The sequence below is a fragment of the Catenuloplanes niger genome, from assembly GCF_031458255.1.
Lineage (GTDB): Bacteria > Actinomycetota > Actinomycetes > Mycobacteriales > Micromonosporaceae > Catenuloplanes > Catenuloplanes niger.
Map to the genome: position 1 here is coordinate 7,491,964 of NZ_JAVDYC010000001.1, position 18,108 is coordinate 7,510,071.

The following is an 18,108-nucleotide window of genomic DNA, read 5'->3' on the forward strand; positions in this document are numbered from 1 at the left end:
GCGCATGAGCGAAGCGGCCGAGGTTGTCGGGATCTGCCGGGACCTGCTGAGGATCGACACCAGCAACACGGGTGATCCGGAGACCAGCAAGGGCGAACGGGCGGCCGCGGAGTACGTGGCGGAGAAGCTCACCGCGGCCGGGATCGAGCCGGTCGTGCACGAGACGCTGCCGGGCCGCACCTCGCTCGTCGCGCGGATCCCGGGCGCCGACCCCGGCCGCGGCGGCCTGCTCGTGCACGGCCACCTGGACGTGGTGCCGGCCGACGCGAGCGAGTGGACCGTGGACCCGTTCGCCGGCGAGATCCGGGACGGCTACCTGTGGGGCCGCGGCGCGGTCGACATGAAGGACTTCGACGCGATGGTGCTGGCCGTGGTCGGCCGGTGGCATCGTGAGGGGTACGTGCCGCCCCGGGACATCGTGCTCGCGTTCACCGCGGACGAGGAGGCGGGCGGGACGTACGGCGCGAAGGCGCTGGTCGACGAGCGGGCGGACCTGTTCGAGGGCGTGACCGAGGCGATCGGCGAGGTCGGCGGCTACTCGTTCACCGTCAACGACGACCTGCGGCTGTACCTGATCGAGACCGCGCAGAAGGGCATGGACTGGCTGCGGCTGCACGCCCGGGGCCGCCCGGGGCACGGCTCGATGGTGCACGACGACAACGCGGTGACCGCGCTCGCCGAGGCGGTCGCCCGGATCGGCAACCACAAGTTCCCGCTGACCGTGACTCCCACCGTGCGCACGTTCCTGGAGCAGACCACCGAGCTGCTCGGCATCGAACTGGACCTGGACGACCCGGAGAAGGCGATCGCGAAGCTCGGCCCGATCGCGAACATCATCGGCGCCACGGTGCGCAACACCGCGAACCCCACCCGGCTGGACGCCGGCTACAAGGACAACGTGATCCCCGGCCGGGCGTCCGCGACCATCGACTGCCGGACGCTGCCGGGCCAGCACGAGCTCTTCTACGAGCAGTTGCGCGAGCTGATCGGGCCGGACATCGAGATCGACTCCCGGGACCCGCAGCCGGCGCTGGAGACGTCGTTCGACGGCGCGATCGTGGACGCGATGGCGGCCGCGCTGAAGGCGGAGGACCCGGGCGCGCGGGCGGTGCCGTACATGCTGTCCGCGGGCACCGACGCCAAGCACTTCAACCGGCTCGGCATCCGCTGCTTCGGCTTCGCGCCGCTGAAGCTGCCGGCCGACCTGAACTTCTCCGCGCTGTTCCACGGCATCGACGAGCGCGTTCCGGTGGAGGGTCTAGAGTTCGGCACGCGAGTGCTGGACCGATTCCTGCGCGGTTGCTGAGTACACCCCTAGATCTGAGGAAATTTCAATGACTGATGTGCAATCGACCGATCTCGACGCCGCGCTGGAGCGGGTGTTCGAGGCGGCGCGGGCCCACCTCGCGGCGGTCCGGGCCAGCGGTGGGGCGGTCGAGGACGACAACGTCGGCAAGGCGTACGTCGCGCTGAACAACGCCTCGTTCGAGTACGACGAGCTGCTGCTCGACGCGTTCAACGAGGTCACCCCGTGGGACGTGAAGCCGATCGACGAGGACGAGGCGGCGCACGACCACGACCACGACCACGACGCGCCGTCCGACCCGTTCCCGCACGCGATCGCGGTCCGCCAGCGCCGCGACTACCGGGTGCCGAGCGTCTCCGCGCTCATCCGGGTCGCCGAGTCCGCCCGCCGCGCCGCCGCCGGCCCGGACACCGACGACGCCGAGCTGGGCGAGCCGATCACCTCGGTCGGCGAGGCCGTGCTGGAGCTGCTGCAGAGCGGCGACGGTTCGCTCGGCGAGCTGGACATCCCCGAGCTGGAGCCGCTCGACGGCCTGGTCACCGTGACCGAGGTCGCCGCACCGCTGGACCTCGACGCGTTCGAGGAGGAGGACGGCGACGGCCCGTTCGCCCCCGGCCCGGAGGACCGCCTGCTCGGCCGGCTCGACGAGCACCCGTTCCTCGAGGCCCCGGACGAGGAGCGCTAGGCCCTCGGCCCTAGATCGACAGGCCCGGTTGCGGTTGCTCCCGGACCCGGCGGCGCAGCATGACCTGCCGCGTCCCGTCCCGGTACAGCCGCACCCGGGCCAGCTCCCAGCCCGAGAACTCGGCCTGGATCGCCAACTGCGCCGTGGCGGTCATCCGATCGACATTCGCCGGCAACCGCAACGGCGCGTATTCGTAGTCCATGGCGACCAGGATGCTCCCTCGGCGCGACTACCGACAAGCTCTTCCGCCACGTGGCGGCGCACCCCTCCGGCCCGCTCGCATCCCATGACGGCGCGGGATTCGTGACCCGCGTCCCGGACGTCAGTCGTCCCGTTCCGGGTACGCGTAGCCGATCGCGGAGACGTCGTCGAGGGCCAGCGTTATCTCCGTGGGCAGCTCCAGGTACTCCGCCTGCAGCGCCCCGAGCAACTGGCCCACGGTGCGCGCGCCGAGGATCGGCGCGACCACGCCGGGCTGGTCGCGGACCCAGGCCAGCGCGACCTCCAGCGGTGACACGCCGAGCCCACCGGCCGCGGTGACCACCGCCTCCACGATGCTGGAGCTGCGCGGGTCGAGGTAGCTCTCCACGAACGCGGCGAAGTGCGGCGAGACCGCGCGCGAGTCGGCGGGGCGGCCGTTGCGGTACTTACCGGTGAGCACGCCGCGGCCGAGTGGGGACCAGGGCAGCAGGCCGAGGCCGAGCGCGGCGCAGGCGGGCAGCACCTCACGTTCGACGCCGCGCTCCAGCAGCGAGTACTCCATCTGGGTGGCGACCACGGGGGCGCGGCCGGGGTAGGCGGCCTGCCATACGGCGGCGCGGGCGGTCTGCCAGCCGGAGTAGTTGGACAGGCCCACGTAGCGCACCCGGCCGCTGGTCACGGCGTGGTCGAGCGCGGACATGGTCTCCTCCAGCGGCGTGGCCGGGTCGTAGCCGTGCACCTGGAACAGGTCGACGTAGTCGGTGCCGAGCCGGCGCAGCGACGAGTCCAGGCTGCGCAGCAGGTGGCCGCGTGAGCAGTCGCGGCGGCGGCCGGTGCCGGGGCGCACGCCCGCCTTGGTGGCGATGAGCAGGTCCTCGCGCGGGACCAGGCCGCCCAGCAGAGAGCCGATCACCGCCTCGGCGTCGCCGTCGCCGTAGACGTCCGCGGTGTCGACGAGGTTGCCGCCCGCGTCGAGGTAGCTCTTCAACTGCGCGGCCGCGTCGTCGGCGTCGGTGTCCCGGCCCCACGTCATGGTGCCGAGCGCGAGCCGGGAAACCGCCAGCCCGCTTCGGCCGAGCGGTCGCTGTTGCATGGGTGAACCTTATTAAGAACTGTGCCGTACGGATATCCTCGGCGGCACTCTGACGTTACTCGTCGGTATCCGAAATCGGCTAAAGGGGTTGAACGCGGTGAAACTCGGACTCAGCCTGAGCTACCAGTCGCGGTGGAGCACGCCCGCGGACCATCTCGCGCTCGCCCAGGAGGCGGATCGGCTCGGCTACTCCGTCGTCTGGGTGGCCGAGGCGTACGGCTCCGACTCGGTGAGCGTGCTGTCCTGGATCGCCGGCCAGACCTCGCGGATCGACGTCGGCTCCGCGGTGATGCAGATCCCGGCCCGCACGCCGGCCGCGACCGCGATGACCGCGGCCACCATCGACACGTTCTCCGGCGGCCGGTTCCGGCTCGGCCTCGGCGTCTCCGGGCCGCAGGTCTCCGAGGGCTGGCACGGCGTGCGCTTCGACAAGCCGCTCGGCCGCACCCGCGAGTACGTCGACATCGTGCGCCGCGCGCTGCGCCGCGAGGTCCTCGCGTACGACGGCGAGCACTACACGCTGCCGCTGCCGGACGGGCCCGGCAAGGCGCTCAAGCTCGGCTTCCGGCCGCTGCGCGCGGACATCCCGGTCTACCTGGCCGCGGTCGGCCCGAAGAACCTCGAACTGGCCGGTGAGGTCACCGACGGCTGGCTCGGCATCTTCGTCGCGCCGGACCTGGTCGAGGGCCAGCTCGCCTCGATCGCGGCCGGCCGCGCGCGGGCCGGCCTGGACGTCAAGGACTTCGACGTGGTCGCGTCCGTGCCGACCGTGCTCGGCGACGACGTGGCGGCCTGCGCCGACGTGATCCGCCCGCACGCCGCGCTCTACGTGGGCGGCATGGGCAGCCGGAAGCAGAACTTCTACAACGGCATCGCGGTCCGCATGGGGTTCGCCGCGGAGGCGGCCGAGGTGCAGGAGCTCTACCTCACCGGACGGCAGCGGGACGCGGCCGTCGCGGTCCCGCAGGACTTCATCGACCGCACGTCCCTGCTCGGGCCGAAGGACCGGATCAAGGACCACATCCAGCGGTACGCCGAGAGCGGCGTGACCACGCTGTCGCTGCACCTGTTCGCGACGGACCGGGAGTCCTCGATCACCACGTTGCGCGCGGTCGCCGAGGCCTACGAGGCGGCGGGAGTCGCCTAGGCACCGGTCGGGCGCGGCGGACGGCACCTCGGGCTGGGCGGCACGGGTGCGGCGGGCTGGGTAGTGTGGAGCGCTGTGGCTACCGTCCTTCTCCTTCGTCATGGGCGGACCACCGCCAACGCCTCCGGCGCGCTCGCCGGCCGTCAGCCCGTCGAGCTCGACGACGCCGGCCGCGCGCAGGCCGCCGCGGTCGGCGCCCGGCTGGCCGGGCTGCCGCTGGCCGCGGTGGTCTGCAGCCCGCTGCTGCGCTGCCGGCAGACGCTGTCGCTCGCGCTGCCGGACGTGCTGCCGCAGCTGGAGGACGGCATCGTCGAGTGCGACTACGGCTCCTGGGAGGGCCAGGAGCTGAAGAAACTGGCCAAGGATCCGCTGTGGCCGGTGGTGCAGCAGCACCCGAGCGCGGCCGTGTTCCCCGGCGGCGAGGCGATGGCCACGATGGCGTCCCGAGCCGTCTCCGCGATCCGCCGCTGGGACGAGAAGATCACCGCAGAGCACGGCCCGGAGGCGGTCTGGCTGGCCTGCAGCCACGGCGATGTGATCAAGGCGATCGCGGCGGACGCGCTCGGCCTGCACCTGGACCAGTTCCAGCGGATCGTGGCCGACCCGGCGTCGGTGACCGCGATCCGCTACACCGCGACCCGCCCGTTCGTGCTGCGCTCCAACGACACCGGCGGCAACCTGGCCTCGCTCGTCCCGCCGCCGCCGGTGAAGAAGCGCCGGTCCCGGCGCGCCGTGGCACCCGCGGAGTCGGACGCCGCGGTGGGCGGCGGCGCCGGCGGCGGCCAGCTGCCCTGACCCGCGTGCGGTCCGGCCGTGGCCGGTTGCCCTGAAGGACGCCGTCCGGCCGTGGCCGGTTGCCCTGAACGACGCGGTCCGGCCGTGGCCGGCCCTGAACCGGCCGGTCCGGCGGGCCGCCCACCGGCCGGCCCGCCCGGCCCGCCCGCTCAGAGCTGCGAGAGGCCGCCGTCGACGGGCAGCTCGGCGCCGGTGGTGAAGGTGGCGTCGAAGGCCAGGAACGCGATCGCGCGGGCCGCCTCGTCCGGCCGGCCGAGACGGCCGAACGGCACGAAGCCGCCGATCGCGGCGTTCACGACCAGCGCGTCCAGCGTGCCGAACCCGTCCGCCACCCGGCCGGCCAGCGCCTCGACGCCGGCCATCCAGCCGGAGTCGTTGCGCACCGCGGTCACGGTGCCGTCCAGTCCGGCCGCGTCGAGCGTCGCCTGCGTCCGGCCGGTGCTGATGACCCGGGCGCCCGCGCCGGCCAGGAGCCGCGCGGTGGCCAGACCGATCCCGCTGCCGCCGCCGGTGACCACCACATGCTTCCCGTCGTACCTGCTCATCTGCGTTGCCTTTCGAGTGCGGAACGACAGGATCGATTCAACGTCCGGCGCGGGCGCGGGCGCTGGAGCTGGTCGCGGACGGCCGCGCGCTGCTGGTGGTGCCGGCCGGTGACCGCCGCGTGACGCTGCACCCGGAGCTGACCGCCGTGCCGATCGGCGACGCGCCGCCCTGCCGGGTGGTGGTCGTCACGCGCGGCGCGGACCGCGATCCGCTCGTCGAGGCGTTCCGCGAGTCCGCGCTGGCGTGTCTCGCCGCTCCGGTTCCGCGCCCGGAGTGATCACGGCCACGGGTACGCCGGGCGGTCCTCCGTAAACGGCGCGGAATGCCCGGAATCCGCCGATCGGTTCGGTCTTATTCGGCCCTGTGCGCTACGCGCGTGACCGTTCGGGCGGATAGGGTTCTCCGTATGACCCACCAGGTGCATGCGTTCGAACCGCCGGATCGGTTCGTCGCCGGGACTGTGGGGACGCCGGGGGACCGGACGTTCTTCCTCCAGGCCCGCGGTGGCGGTCGCGTGGTCAGCGTGGCGCTGGAGAAGGTCCAGGTGTCCCTGCTCGCCGAGAAGCTCGAGGAGCTGCTCGCCGAGGCGCACCGTCGCTTCGGCGTCGACCTGCCCGTGCTCGCCACCGCCGGCGACCCGGACAACGACCCGCTGGACACCCCGGTCGACGAGGAGTTCCGGGTCGGCACGCTGGGCCTCGCGTTCGACGTGGACACCGCCACCGTGATCATCGAGGCGATCGCGGCCGGTGAGGGCGAGCAGGAGCTGATCGGCGACGACGACGACGCGGACGACGAGGCCGAGGAGCCCGACGACGACCTCGACCGGCTCCGCGTCCGGCTCACGCCGGAGGCGACCCGCGCGTTCATCGACCGGGCCCGCCGCGTGCTCTCCGCCGGCCGGCCGCCGTGCCCGCTGTGCGGCCAGCCGCTCGACCCGAAGGGTCACCTCTGCCCGCGCCACAACGGCTACCACCGCTGACCGGGCCGTTGCGTGACGTCCACTGAGATCGACCGCGTACTCGACGAGCCGGACGCGCTCCGGTTGCTGCGCCGCGGTGAACTGGAGCTCGAGGGTCGCCTGGTCGACGCCTCCAACACCACGCTGCGCGCATTCGTGACGCTCGACGGCGTCACCCGCCGCTGCGTCTACAAGCCGGTGCGCGGCGAACGGCCGCTCTGGGACTTCCCGGACGGCACCCTCGCGGGCCGCGAGGTCTCGGCCTACCTGGTCTCGTCCTGGATGGCCGAGCGGGACCCGGGCTTCGCGCTGATCCCGCCGACCATATTGCGCGACGGCCCGCTCGGCCCCGGCGCCTGCCAGCTGTGGATCGACGAGCAGGAGGACGCCGAGCAGGTGGTCGGCTTCATCCCGATGTGGGAGCTGCCGTCCGGCTGGTTCCGGGTGGCGTCCGCCGAGGACGACGACGGCGAGCGGTACGCGCTGGCGCACGCGGACGACGAGCGGCTGGCCCGGCTCGCCGTGCTGGACGCGGTGCTCAACAACGCGGACCGCAAGGGCGGTCACGTGCTGCTCGGCCCCGGCGACCGGATCTACGGCGTCGACCACGGCATCTGCTTCCACGCGGAGGAGAAGCTGCGGACCGTGCTGTGGGGTTGGAGCGGCAAGCGGCTGCCCGACTGGGCGCTGGCCGCGCTGCAGGAGCTGAGGTCCGGTCTGCGCGGCGACCTCGGCGAGGCGCTCGACGAGCACCTCACCACCGCCGAGGTCGACGCGACCCGCCGCCGTGTCGCCCGCCTGAACGCGCGCCGCACGTTCCCCGACCCGCCCGAGGGCTGGCCCGCCGTACCCTGGCCGCCGATCTGAGGCACGTCTCACATCCCCCGCGGCGCAGAAACACTTCGCCGCGGGCCCCTTGTCGGTGAGACCGCCCGACCCCGGGCGGGCGACGAGGGGAGACACCCGTGCGGATGCTCGCCGGTGGAGCCGCCGGTGCGGCGCTGTTCATCGCGCTGTTCCTGCTGAACGACCTGATCAAGCCGGACTACGACCCGGTACGCGACGCGGTCAGCGAGGCGGCGATCGGGCCGGGCGGCTGGCTCCAGAGCGCCAACTTCGTCGTCTCCGGGCTGCTGATCGCGGCGTCCTCGGCCGCGCTGTCCCGGACGTCGACGCGCTGGACCGGCCGGCTGGTCGCGCTCACCGGCGCCGGGCTCGCGCTGGCCGGCGTCGTCCCGACCGACCCCGTGCCGGCCGCCGTGATGACCTGGCCCGGCCTGATCCACACCGTCGCCGGCACGGTGAGCTCCGTGGCCCTGATCGCGGCCTGCTTCACGGCCGCCCGGTGGCGCCCGGGCCGGTCCTGGCGCCGGTACTGCCTGACGGTCGGCGTCGCCGTGCCCCTCGTCTTCCTGGCCGGCGTCGCGTTCCCGGACACGCTGGGTATCTGGCAGCGCCTGACCGACGTGCTGGGCTGGACCTGGCTGATCGCGCTGGAACTGCGGGCGCTGCGCTCCTCCGCCGTGCGGCTGAGCGCTTGATCACCCGGTGGTATGGACCGAACGCGCACCCCGGTCGTTAGGCTTGCGCCATGGATCCATGGACCGGGCACGAGGTGCCGGGGCTGCCGGGTGACGGGCGGCCGCTGAGCTTGTACGACGCGTCCCGGCAGGGCGTCTTTCCGGTGACGGCGTCCGGCGAGCCCGCGTCGATGTACGTCTGCGGCATCACCCCCTACGACGCGACCCACCTCGGGCACGCGGCGACGATGATCGCGTTCGACCTGGTCAACCGCGCGTGGCGGGACGCCGGCCGGGACGTGAACTACGTGCAGAACGTGACGGACATCGACGACCCGCTGCTGGAGCGCGCGGAGCGCGACGGTGAGGACTGGGTGGTGCTCGCGATGCGGGAGACCGCGCTGTTCCGCGAGGACATGGAGGCGCTGCGGATCATTCCGCCGCGGCACTACGTGGGCGCGGTCGAGTCGATCCCGGAGATCGCCTCGAAGGTCTCCGGCCTGCTGGCCGAGGGCGCGGCGTACCGGCTGGCGGACGGCACCGGCGACGTGTACTTCGACATCGCGGCCGCGGCGCCCCGGTTCGGCTACGAGTCGCGGCTGACCCGGGACGAGATGCTCCCGCTGTTCGCCGAGCGCGGCGGTGACCCGCAGCGCGAGGGGAAGAAGGACCCGCTCGACCCGCTGCTGTGGCGCGGCACCCGCGAGGGCGAGCCGGCCTGGGACGGCGGCGTGCTCGGCCCCGGCCGGCCCGGCTGGCACATCGAGTGCGCCGTGATCGCGCTCGGCCTGCTCGGCGACCGGATCGACGTGCAGGGCGGCGGCAACGACCTGATCTTCCCGCACCACGAGTGCTCCGCCGCGCACGCGGAGCGGCTGACCGGGGTGGAACCGTTCGCCGGTCATTACACGCACGCCGGCATGATCGGCCTGAACGGCGAGAAGATGTCGAAGTCGCGGGGGAACCTGGTCTTCGTCTCCCGGCTGCGCGCCGACCACGTCGACCCGATGGCGATCCGGCTCGCGCTGATGGCCGACCACTACCGGTCCGACCGGCAGTGGACCGACGACCTGCTGAAGACCGCGCAGCAGCGGCTGGCCCGGTGGCGCGAGGCGGTCACGCTGACCGGCGGCCCGTCCGGCGCCGCGCTGCTGGACGCCGTGCGCGCCCGGGTCACCGACGACCTGGACACGGCCGGTGCGCTGGCCGCGGTGGACGAGTGGGCGGCGGCCGCGCTGCACGGCGACCGTACCGACGCCGAGGCCCCGCGCCTGGTCACGGAGACCGTGGACGCGCTGCTCGGCGTGCGTCTCTGACGTACCGCGAACCGGCCGCGCCCGTACCCACGGGCGCGGCCTCGCGGGGACCTACGCCAGGGCGAGTCCCGGATCCGGGTCGGGGTCCGGTGCCGGTCCCGGGATCGTGTACTCCTCGGTCAGCGTGGTCTGCGGTCCCGGCCAGGTCGCCTGGGACACCTCGATCGGCTTGTGCGCCGGGTCGAACGCCACGTGCAGCAGGTGCAGCACCGGCGTGTCCGGCCGGATCTGCAGGATCATCGCCTCCTCGCGGGACGGCTGCCGCGCGCTGATCACGTCGCTGGCCGACGCGTACCGCCGGCCGATGACCTCCTCGGCCTCCTGGTAGAGCGGCCGGCCGAACGCCTCCATCCGCTCCAGGCTGGTGCCGGCCGCGTCCTGCGGCCGGAACCACGCGGCGCCCACCTCGACCGGCGCGTCGTCGACCCGCACCAGGTGCCGCCGGACGATCAGGTCGGCGCCGTCCTGCACGCCGAACGCGTCCGCCACCTCGGCCGGCGCCGGCGCCCGGGTCACCTCGATCAGCTGCTGCCGGTACCGGGCCGCGAGGTCCGCGTGGTAACCGCGATGCCCGCCGTAGCGCCCGCGGGAGAGCCGGTTGAGACGCCGTTTCGTTCCCCGCACGTACGTCCCCGAGCCCGGCTTGGTGATCAGCATGCCCTCGACGCGCAGCTGGTCGATCGCCCGCTGCACGGTCTGCTTCGCCACGCCGTACTGCTCGGCGATCCCCGGGATCGACGGCAGGCGCTCGCCCGGCTGCCAGTCACCCCGCCGGATCTGCGCCCTCAGCTGGTCGGCGATCTGCCGGTGCGGGAACTCGGCGGCGCCGGGATTGATCTGGGCCATGCGACCTGCCCTTCGCTAGCGGCTAGGTTCCTAGGATGCCGTACGCACCCGGGCGGGCGCCACCCCGACACGCTCGGTAGGGCCCCGGGCGCCGGTTTCGTGATCGTGCCGCTCCGCGCGGGGCCCGACCCGGAAGGCGTCACGGGTCCGCACGAGGCTCACGGTGGGCGCGGGAACCCACTATGGTTGTCGGTGATGCTGCCGGAGTGGGAACGGCTGAGGATCACGCGAGCCGAGGCGGAGTACGCGTCGGTGGCGAAGGACGCCCGCGTCGCGTTCGCGCTGTGGGTCGTCACCGGCGTCTTCGGCGGCCACCGCTTCTACCTAGGCGACACCGCGCAGTCGGCCGCGATGCTGTTCACGCTGGGCGGGCTCGGCGTCTGGACGCTGGCCGACGTCTTCTTCATCCGGCGCCGGGTGCGCACGGTCAACGCCCGCCGCCGCGCGACGATCATGGCCCGCCACGGCATCGTCGAACCGGAGCCGGTCAACCCCTGAGCCCGGCGGCTCCGCCTCCACCCGTTCCCGGCGGGTCCGGGTCCGCACGCGATCACGCTGGCGTTCCTGGGCGTGGCCGCCGGCGCGACCGCACCGGCCGGCCTCCCGGCGCGACTCGCCCGTGACCGGGCCGCCACTGCGCGGCGGGTGCCGCGACTGCCGTTCGTTTGCGGTTCGGGTTTCACGATCAGGGCCGTCCCGTACGTCACGGATGACGTGCGGAACGGCCCTGATCACGAGGTGCCGGACCCGGCCGGCCCGGCTGTTGTTCGGGGCGACCCGGTTACCAGGAACCGGCCGTGGGGCCGGTGGACCCGCCGCGGCGGCGGAGGTACTTCTCGAACTCCTTGGCGATCTCGTCGCCGGACAGCGGCTGGATGCCGGCGTCCTGGGAGCGTTCCTCCAGCTCCCGCACGTACTCGCCGAGCTCCGAGTCCTGCTCGGCGGCGGCGCGGACGCGCTCCTCCCACTCCGCGGTCTCCTCCTCGAGGTCCGCGGTCGGGACCGGGATGTCGAGCACGTCCTCGATGCGGTGCAGCAGCGCGAGCGTCGCCTTCGGGCAGGGCGGATTGTTCGCGTAGTGCGGCACGTGCACCCAGAACGAGACCGCCTCCAGGTCGGCCCGGGTGGCCGCGTCGTGCAGCACGCCGACGATCCCGGTCGGCCCGTCGTAGCGGGTCGGGACCAGCTTGTACCGCTCGGCCGCGCCGATCTCGGTGGCGCCGCCGCTGATCGGCAGGGGCCGCGAGTACGGCACGTCGGCCAGCAGCGCACCCAGCAGGACCACCTTGGTGATCTCCATGCTGTGGCAGACCTCGAGGATCTGCTCGCAGAACGTGCGCCAGCGCATGCTCGGCTCGATGCCGCGGATCAGCACCACGTCGCGCTCGGCACCGGGCGGGCTGGCCACCATGAACCTGGTGCTGGGCCACTCGATGCTGCGCGTCTCGCCCTCGGTCATCGTCACCGTCGGGCGGCTGACCTGGAAGTCGTAGAACTCCTCCGGGTCAAGCTCGGTGACCTTGCGTGCGTCCCACACCTGTTCCAGGTGCTCGACGGCGGCAGTCGACGCGTCGGCCGCGTCGTTCCACCCCTCGAAAGCCACGACCGCCACCGGGGATCGCAGCATGGGCAGCCCGTCGAACTCCGTCACGCCATCACCCTTTCCATGCTCACCCCAAGCAGCCTACGTCCCGCCGCCGAAACTGGCTTGTCGGCCGCGCCGCCGGGGACGGACCGGGCGCATTGCGTACAATGCCGCAATTGGCCTTTATGGACCTTTAGGCTTTCGAGGGTACGAGCAGCGTGGCGAGGTGCGGGACGTCGACGTCGTCGAGTGAGCTGCGGAGGTGGATGCCGGTCTCGCCGTGCAGGTGGCTGAGGTCGAGCTCGCAGGGCACGGCGAGGACGGTGGCGCCGGCCGCGCGGGCGGAGGCGATGCCGGCGGGGGAGTCCTCGATCGCGACGCACGCGGTGACGTCGACGCCGAGCGCGTCCGCGGCCATCCGGTACGGTGCCGGGTCCGGCTTGTTCGCCGTGACCTCGTCACCGCAGATCACCACGTCGAACGAGTCGCGGCCGAGCGTGTCCAGCGCGACCTCGACCAGGCGGCGGCTGGTCGACGTGACCAGCGCGGTGGGGATGCCGGCGGCGCGGACCGCGGCCAGCAGCACCATCGCGCCGGGGCGCCAGACCAGGCCGGACGTGAACAGGTCGGCGACGCGGTCCTCCAGCTCGCGAACCCCGGCTTCCGGGTCGCGCCAGGACTGGCCGAGGTCCTCGTGCATGATCCGCATCGACTCGGCCATGGCGGCGCCCACCATCGCGGCGCGGGCCTGCTCGGAGACCTCGCCACCGTAGGAGCGGCCCAGCTCCATGATCGCGATCTCCCAGACCTTCTCACTGTCGATCAGGGTGCCGTCCATGTCGAAGAGCACGGCGGCCGGGCGGAGGACGGCAGGGGACTGGGTCTCGGTGCGCAAGTCACTCACCCGCCCATTGTCCGGATCTTCGGCGGCAACTGCCACGGAGTGTGAGCGGATCGGCTCAGGCCCCCGCGACGGCGGCCGATGAGCAGCACGGCACCGACGCCCGGATCGCCTCGCTCCCGAGGGGCGGCCGCGAGCCGGGGCGGACGGCGCCGCGGAGCGCACTGCGAACACTACCGCCCCGGGAGGTTCTCCCGGGGCGGTGCGCTCAGCCGATGTCGCACGCCTCGAGGCCGCGCTCGTAGCCGGTGAAGAACGCGTCGGCGCGCTGCTCGGCGGTGCCGTGCGCGTTCGGGGCGAACCAGGGCTGGCCGGGGTCGTCACCGACCGCGAGCAGCCCGGCGCGCAGCTCCTCCAGGTCGCCGTCCTCGATCTGCAGCCGGCCGGCCTGCACCGAGCCGCCGATGTAGGCCCCGGCCATGCAGTCGGCCTGCAACTCCTGCTCGATCGTGTACTCGTACTGCAGGCCGAACCGGACCTGGACGCCGTGCGCGTACTCGTGGCCGAGCAGGTAGTAGACGAACGCGTCACCGATCCGCCGGAACGCGCCGAACGCCCAGTCGATGTCGTACGCGATGAAGTCGCCGGCCGAGCAGTAGACCGCGTTCTGCGCCGGGATCGGTTCCTGCCCGCAGGCGACCTCGCCGTCCTCCCGGTACGGCGCGACCCGGCGGACCGGCTCGAACGCCAGCCCGTTCTGCCGGAACACGTCGCCCCAGTACTGCTCCGCGACCGTGACCGCGGACTCGATGTCCTCGGCGAACTCGTCCTCGGTGTCCGCGGCGCCCGGGTTGTCGGCCGCGCCGGCCGGCGCCTCCGGCCGGTCGCCCGGTGCGGTGCCGACCGCACAGCCCAGCGCCAGCACCGCACCCGTGACCAGCGTGGCCACCACACGTCTTCGCACATCTCCGAGGGTACGGCCGGGAGCCGCTCCCCGCCGGTTCGTCCACAGCCGACCGGTCACCCCGCCGAGGGCCGGGGCGTTCCGCGACGTGCGGGACGCCCCGGCCCGTGCGCCGGCTACTCGTACGCGATGGCGTCCAGCACGTTCAGCCGGGACGCGCGCCGCGCGGGGAGGATCGCGGCGAGCACGCCGGCCAGCGCGGCCGCGACCAGCAGGCCGGCGAGCTGCGCGTACGGGATGGTGACGACGGACAGCAGGTCCTGCTGGCGCAGTGCCAGGGACGCGGCCGCGCCCAGCCCCACGCCGAGCAGGATGCCGAGCAGGCAGCCGTAGACCGCGATCAGCAGCGACTCCACCCGCACCATGCCGCGCACCTGGCGCCGCGTGGTGCCGATCGCGCGGAGCAGGCCCAGCTCGCGGGTCCGTTCGTGGATGCTCAGCACCAGCGTGTTCACGATGCCGAGGAACGCCACGATCACGGCCAGCGCCAGCAGCACGTAGAAGACCGCGAGCACGCCGTCGACCAGCGCGTTCTGCTGTGCGATGAACGACTCCTGGTCGCCGACCGTGACCAGCGGGTAGTCCGCCATGATCCGTTCGACGCCGGCGACGACCGCGTCGGTGTCCGCGCCCTCGTCCAGCGCCACGAACCCCTGCATGGCCAGCGGCCCGGCGAAGGTCCGCACCGCCGACTCCGGCAGCAGCAGTCCGGCCGTGAGCTGGCTGGAGTAGATCCCGGCGATCGTGTAGCCGACCGGGCCGCCCTTCGCCGCCTCGACCGTGGCCGTGTCGCCGACCCGCAGGTTCAGTGCCGCGGCCGTGTTCGTGTCGATCAGCGCGTCCGTGGCGCCGGCCGGGGTGACCGTGCCGGACTCCTCGACCAGCGCGAACATCGGCCCGGCCCGGGTCAGGTCCGTCGCGGAGACGAACTGCTGCGGCTGCCCGTTCACGGTCGCCATGCTGAAGTGGTACGCGACCGACTCGCGCACCCCCGGCAGCGCGTCCACCTGGGCGAGCCGGGCCGGGTCGAAGCCCTCCCGGCCGTCCGGCAGCTGCTGCGAGTTCGTCAGGATCATCACCTCGGCACCGATGTCGTTCTCCACCAGGTCCCGTACGGTGGAGCGCAACGACGAGCCGATCACGGTGACCGTGCTGACCAGCGCCACGCCGATCATCAGCGCGACCGCGGTCACGGACGTGCGGCGCGGGTTGCGCAGCGCGTTCCGGCGGCCCAGTTCACCGGCGGTGCCCCAGGCGACGAGCCGGCCGATCACGCCCGCGACCGGCCGGGTCAGCGCCGGCGACAGCAGCGCCACCCCGATGATCGACAGCAGCACGCCCGCGCCGATCAGCACCGCGGCCAGCGGCGCGCCGAGCAGCGCCGCCGCGATCGCGGCCACGCCCAGCCCGGTGAGAACCGCGCCGGTGACGGTCAGCCCCAGCATCGGCTTGTCCGGCCGGACCACCTCGCGCATCGCCGCGATCGGCGGCACGGACGCGGCCCGGATCGCCGGGATCAGCGCGGCGGTGACCGTCATCAGCATGCCCAGCAGGTACGACACCACGATCGCGAGCACGCCGACGACCAGGTCCCCCTCGGGCAGCGGGAGCCCGAACGCGCCGGCCACGGCCTGCAACCCGTACGCGACGCCGACGCCGGCCAGCAGCCCCAGCGTGGACGCGACGAACCCGACCACCAGCGCCTCGACCAGCACGGACCCGGTCAGCTGACCCCAGCCGGCGCCGAGCGCGCGGAACAGCGCCAGCTCCCGCGCCCGCTGCGCGATGATGATGTTGAACGTGTTGAAGATCAGGAACATCCCGACCAGCAGCGCGATCAGCGCGAACCCGAGGAAGAACCAGTTCACGAACGTCAGCAGCTGCTTGAACGCGCTGGCCTGCTCGTCCGCGACCTCCGCGCCGGTGACCGCCTCGAACCCGGCCGGCACCGCGGACGCGACCCGGTCCCGCAGCTCGGCGTCGGAGATCCCCTCCACCGCGGTCAGCGACACGCCCCCGTACACGCCGGTCCGCCCGTAGAACAGCCGCTGCGCCTCCGGCATGGTGAACGCGACCATGGTCTCGCCGGACAGCGACGGCCGGCCGCCCGCGTACTCCAGCACGCCGGTCACCGTGTACTCCCGGGACTCGTAGCGCGGCCCGACGTACACCTTCACCCGGTCGCCGACGCCCACCCCCGCCTGCTCGGCCGTGAACCGGGTCAACGCCACCTCCGAGTCGTTCGCCGGCGTCGCCCCCTCGGCCACGCCCAGCAGGTCGCCGCCGTCCGTCCAGCCGACGCCGAGCTGCGGCGCGCCCGTCGACGGCACCGCCTTGCCGTCCCGCGCCCGGAACGGCACGACGCCCTGCGCGGACGCGTCCCCCGACGCGCGCGCCACCCCGTCGACCTGCCCGAGCCGCGCGACGTCCGCGTCCGTCAGCGTCCGGCCGTCCGTGGCGTCCTCGGCCCGCACCTGCACGGCCGTGTCCTGGTTGACGGTCTGGAACAACCGCTCGAACCGGCTGCCCAGCGAGTCCGTGAGCACGAACGCGCTGGACACGAACATGACACCGAGCACGATCGCCAGCCCGGACAGGACCAGCCGCAGCTTCCGGGCGAGCAGACTCTTGATCGTCGCGCGCAGCATCTCAGTGCACCGGCTCGGTGTCGAGGCTCTTCAGCTTGTCCAGCACACCCTCGGCCGTCGGCGCGGACAGCTCGTCCACCATCCGCCCGTCGGCCAGGAAGATCACGTGATCCGCGTACGACGCCGCCACCGGATCATGCGTAACCATGATGATCGTCTGCCCGTGTTCGTGCACGCTGTTCCGCAGGAAGGACAGCACATCCGCGCCCGCCCGGCTGTCCAGGTTGCCGGTCGGCTCGTCCGCGAAGATCACGTCCGGCCGGGCCAGCAACGCCCGCGCGCACGCCACGCGCTGCTGCTGACCACCGGACAGCTGCGTCGGACGGTGCCCCAGCCGGTCCTTCAGCCCCACCGTCGTCACGATCGTCTCGAACCACTCCGGATCCACCTTGCGGCCCGCGATCGACAACGGCAGCAGCATGTTCTCCTCCGCCGTCAGCGTCGGCAACAGGTTGAACTGCTGGAAGACAAAGCCGATCTGGTTACGCCGCAGCTTCGTCAGCTGCGTGTCATTCATCCCGGTCAACGGCGTCTCACCGATATGGATCATCCCGCGGGTGACCGTGTCCAGACCGGCGAGACAGTGCATCAGCGTCGACTTACCGCTCCCGGACGGCCCCATGATCGCCGTGAAGCGCCCCTTCTCGAACCGCGTGGTGATGCTGGCGAGAGCCATCACCTGCGCCTCACCGCTGCCATAGACCTTCCACACGTCCACGGCCGAAACCGCCGCCACGCTGCTCTCCGACATCATTTCGCTCCCCGCTCCCGGTCTGCCCATACGACGGTACGGGCCGGAAGCTCCCCGGCCGTCCGCCGCCGGACGGTTCCGCACCCCGCCCACCGGACGGGGGTGCCTCCTCCTCAAGGAGGAGGGGCGGGGGCGGGGTGGGCTACTTTGCGCTTTTGCGATGCATTTCGTGGAACGTCGGAGGCGGTTCGGCGGCGGAAGGCGGCTCGTGAGCGTCAGGCGCCCGGGCGGACCAGGCCGGATTCGTACGCGAGGACCACGGCCTGCACCCGGTCGCGCAGGCCCAGCTTCGTCAGTACATGGCCGACGTGGGTTTTGATCGTGGTTTCACTGACCGTCAGGGCGCGGGCGATCTCCGCGTTGGAGAGCCCCTTCGCCACCTGGATCAGCACCTCACGTTCCCGTTCGGTGAGGGAGTTCAGCGTTCGTGGGGGTTCCGCGGACGGGTCGGGCAGGACGACCGCGAAGCGGTCCAGCAGTCGTTTCAGGATGCGGGGGGCGACCACGGCCTCGCCGGCGGCCACCGTGCGGATCGCGGTGACCAGGTCCTCGGCGGGGACGTCCTTGGCCAGGAAGCCGCTGGCGCCGGCACGGAGCGCGCCGACCACGTATTCGTCGAGGTCGAACGTGGTGAGGATCAGGACGCGGACCGGGAGCCGGGCGTCGACGATGGCCTTGGTCGCGGCGACGCCGTCGAGGCGGGGCATTCTGATGTCCATCAGGACCACGTCGGGCAGCAGCCGGCGGGCCAGGTCGACGGCTTCGGCGCCGTCGCCGGCCTCGCCGACGACGTGCAGGTCGTCCTCGGCGCCGAGCACCATGCGGAAACCGGTCCGCAGGAGCGGCTGGTCGTCGGCGAGCAGAATGCGCACCGGCCGTGCGTCCGTCACGAAAATACCTCCT

At 72.8% G+C, this 18,108-nt stretch carries 20 protein-coding genes; 10 read left to right on the forward strand and 10 right to left on the reverse strand.

Annotated elements, in window-relative coordinates; genetic code table 11:
* The first annotated feature begins 4 nt into the window (after positions 1-4).
* Together J2S44_RS32730 and J2S44_RS32735 are read left to right on the forward strand one after the other, a co-directional pair.
* On the forward strand, positions 5-1,306 hold the full coding sequence (locus tag J2S44_RS32730) for a M20/M25/M40 family metallo-hydrolase (protein WP_310421760.1): 1,302 nt from the start codon (positions 5-7) through the stop codon (positions 1,304-1,306).
* Between the two features lie 28 nt (positions 1,307-1,334).
* Positions 1,335-1,991: a hypothetical protein gene (locus tag J2S44_RS32735; protein WP_310421763.1), complete on the forward strand. Its 657-nt coding sequence runs from the start codon at positions 1,335-1,337 to the stop codon at positions 1,989-1,991.
* A gap of 10 nt (positions 1,992-2,001) precedes the next feature.
* On the opposite strand, the gene J2S44_RS32740 is transcribed toward J2S44_RS32735, so the two are convergent.
* Positions 2,002-2,193, reverse strand: a complete 192-nt coding sequence (locus J2S44_RS32740; RefSeq protein WP_310421766.1) for a DUF5703 family protein — start codon at positions 2,191-2,193, stop codon at positions 2,002-2,004.
* Positions 2,194-2,313: 120 nt separating this feature from the next.
* On the reverse strand, positions 2,314-3,285 hold the full coding sequence (locus tag J2S44_RS32745; protein ID WP_310421769.1) for an aldo/keto reductase: 972 nt from the start codon (positions 3,283-3,285) through the stop codon (positions 2,314-2,316).
* Between the two features lie 97 nt (positions 3,286-3,382).
* Between J2S44_RS32745 and J2S44_RS32750 the strand changes: the two genes are divergently transcribed.
* Together J2S44_RS32750 and J2S44_RS32755 are read left to right on the forward strand one after the other, a co-directional pair.
* Positions 3,383-4,432: an LLM class F420-dependent oxidoreductase gene (locus J2S44_RS32750; RefSeq protein ID WP_310421774.1), complete on the forward strand. Its 1,050-nt coding sequence runs from the start codon at positions 3,383-3,385 to the stop codon at positions 4,430-4,432.
* Positions 4,433-4,507: 75 nt separating this feature from the next.
* A complete protein-coding gene (locus J2S44_RS32755; protein WP_310421776.1) occupies positions 4,508-5,227 on the forward strand; it encodes a histidine phosphatase family protein in 720 nt (239 codons plus the stop codon).
* Between the two features lie 149 nt (positions 5,228-5,376).
* Here the strand turns inward: J2S44_RS32755 and J2S44_RS32760 are convergent, their stop codons facing one another.
* Positions 5,377-5,772: an SDR family oxidoreductase gene (locus tag J2S44_RS32760; RefSeq protein WP_310421779.1), complete on the reverse strand. Its 396-nt coding sequence runs from the start codon at positions 5,770-5,772 to the stop codon at positions 5,377-5,379.
* Between the two features lie 5 nt (positions 5,773-5,777).
* Between J2S44_RS32760 and J2S44_RS32765 the strand changes: the two genes are divergently transcribed.
* The 5 genes from J2S44_RS32765 to mshC all read left to right on the forward strand — a co-directional run bounded on the left by J2S44_RS32765 (position 5,778) and on the right by mshC (position 9,570).
* Positions 5,778-6,050: a hypothetical protein gene (locus J2S44_RS32765; protein WP_310421781.1), complete on the forward strand. Its 273-nt coding sequence runs from the start codon at positions 5,778-5,780 to the stop codon at positions 6,048-6,050.
* Between the two features lie 129 nt (positions 6,051-6,179).
* Entirely contained in the window at positions 6,180-6,755 is a 576-nt protein-coding gene (locus tag J2S44_RS32770; RefSeq protein ID WP_307246316.1) for an Rv2134c family protein, read from the forward strand.
* Positions 6,756-6,767: 12 nt separating this feature from the next.
* Complete coding sequence (locus tag J2S44_RS32775) at positions 6,768-7,601, forward strand: Rv2133c family protein (RefSeq protein ID WP_310421785.1); 834 nt, start codon at positions 6,768-6,770, stop codon at positions 7,599-7,601.
* A gap of 104 nt (positions 7,602-7,705) precedes the next feature.
* Entirely contained in the window at positions 7,706-8,275 is a 570-nt protein-coding gene (locus J2S44_RS32780) for a DUF998 domain-containing protein (RefSeq protein WP_310430038.1), read from the forward strand.
* Between the two features lie 50 nt (positions 8,276-8,325).
* Positions 8,326-9,570 (forward strand): cysteine--1-D-myo-inosityl 2-amino-2-deoxy-alpha-D-glucopyranoside ligase, encoded by a 1,245-nt coding sequence (mshC, locus tag J2S44_RS32785; RefSeq protein WP_310421787.1) that lies wholly within the window; start codon positions 8,326-8,328, stop codon positions 9,568-9,570.
* Between the two features lie 51 nt (positions 9,571-9,621).
* Here the strand turns inward: mshC and J2S44_RS32790 are convergent, their stop codons facing one another.
* Complete coding sequence (locus J2S44_RS32790; protein WP_310421790.1) at positions 9,622-10,416, reverse strand: GntR family transcriptional regulator; 795 nt, start codon at positions 10,414-10,416, stop codon at positions 9,622-9,624.
* 195 nt (positions 10,417-10,611) lie between these two features.
* On the opposite strand from J2S44_RS32790, the gene J2S44_RS32795 reads away from it, so the two are divergent.
* On the forward strand, positions 10,612-10,914 hold the full coding sequence (locus J2S44_RS32795) for a TM2 domain-containing protein (protein WP_310430040.1): 303 nt from the start codon (positions 10,612-10,614) through the stop codon (positions 10,912-10,914).
* 283 nt (positions 10,915-11,197) lie between these two features.
* Here J2S44_RS32795 and J2S44_RS32800 read toward each other — a convergent pair whose 3' ends face one another.
* From J2S44_RS32800 to J2S44_RS32825, 6 genes are all read right to left on the reverse strand, one after another.
* The gene (locus J2S44_RS32800) at positions 11,198-12,067 is read right to left on the reverse strand and encodes a PAC2 family protein (RefSeq protein ID WP_310421794.1); all 870 of its coding nucleotides are present in this window, start codon (positions 12,065-12,067) and stop codon (positions 11,198-11,200) included.
* Between the two features lie 127 nt (positions 12,068-12,194).
* Positions 12,195-12,851, reverse strand: coding sequence for an HAD family hydrolase (locus J2S44_RS32805; RefSeq protein WP_310430042.1), 657 nt, complete (start codon positions 12,849-12,851; stop codon positions 12,195-12,197).
* Positions 12,852-13,110: 259 nt separating this feature from the next.
* Complete coding sequence (locus J2S44_RS32810; RefSeq protein WP_310421797.1) at positions 13,111-13,806, reverse strand: neutral zinc metallopeptidase; 696 nt, start codon at positions 13,804-13,806, stop codon at positions 13,111-13,113.
* A gap of 116 nt (positions 13,807-13,922) precedes the next feature.
* Positions 13,923-16,454 (reverse strand): ABC transporter permease, encoded by a 2,532-nt coding sequence (locus J2S44_RS32815; RefSeq protein WP_310421800.1) that lies wholly within the window; start codon positions 16,452-16,454, stop codon positions 13,923-13,925.
* Position 16,455: 1 nt separating this feature from the next.
* Positions 16,456-17,208 (reverse strand): ABC transporter ATP-binding protein, encoded by a 753-nt coding sequence (locus tag J2S44_RS32820; RefSeq protein ID WP_374728041.1) that lies wholly within the window; start codon positions 17,206-17,208, stop codon positions 16,456-16,458.
* A gap of 212 nt (positions 17,209-17,420) precedes the next feature.
* A complete protein-coding gene (locus J2S44_RS32825; protein WP_374728042.1) occupies positions 17,421-18,101 on the reverse strand; it encodes a response regulator in 681 nt (226 codons plus the stop codon).
* Positions 18,102-18,108: the final 7 nt, after the last annotated feature.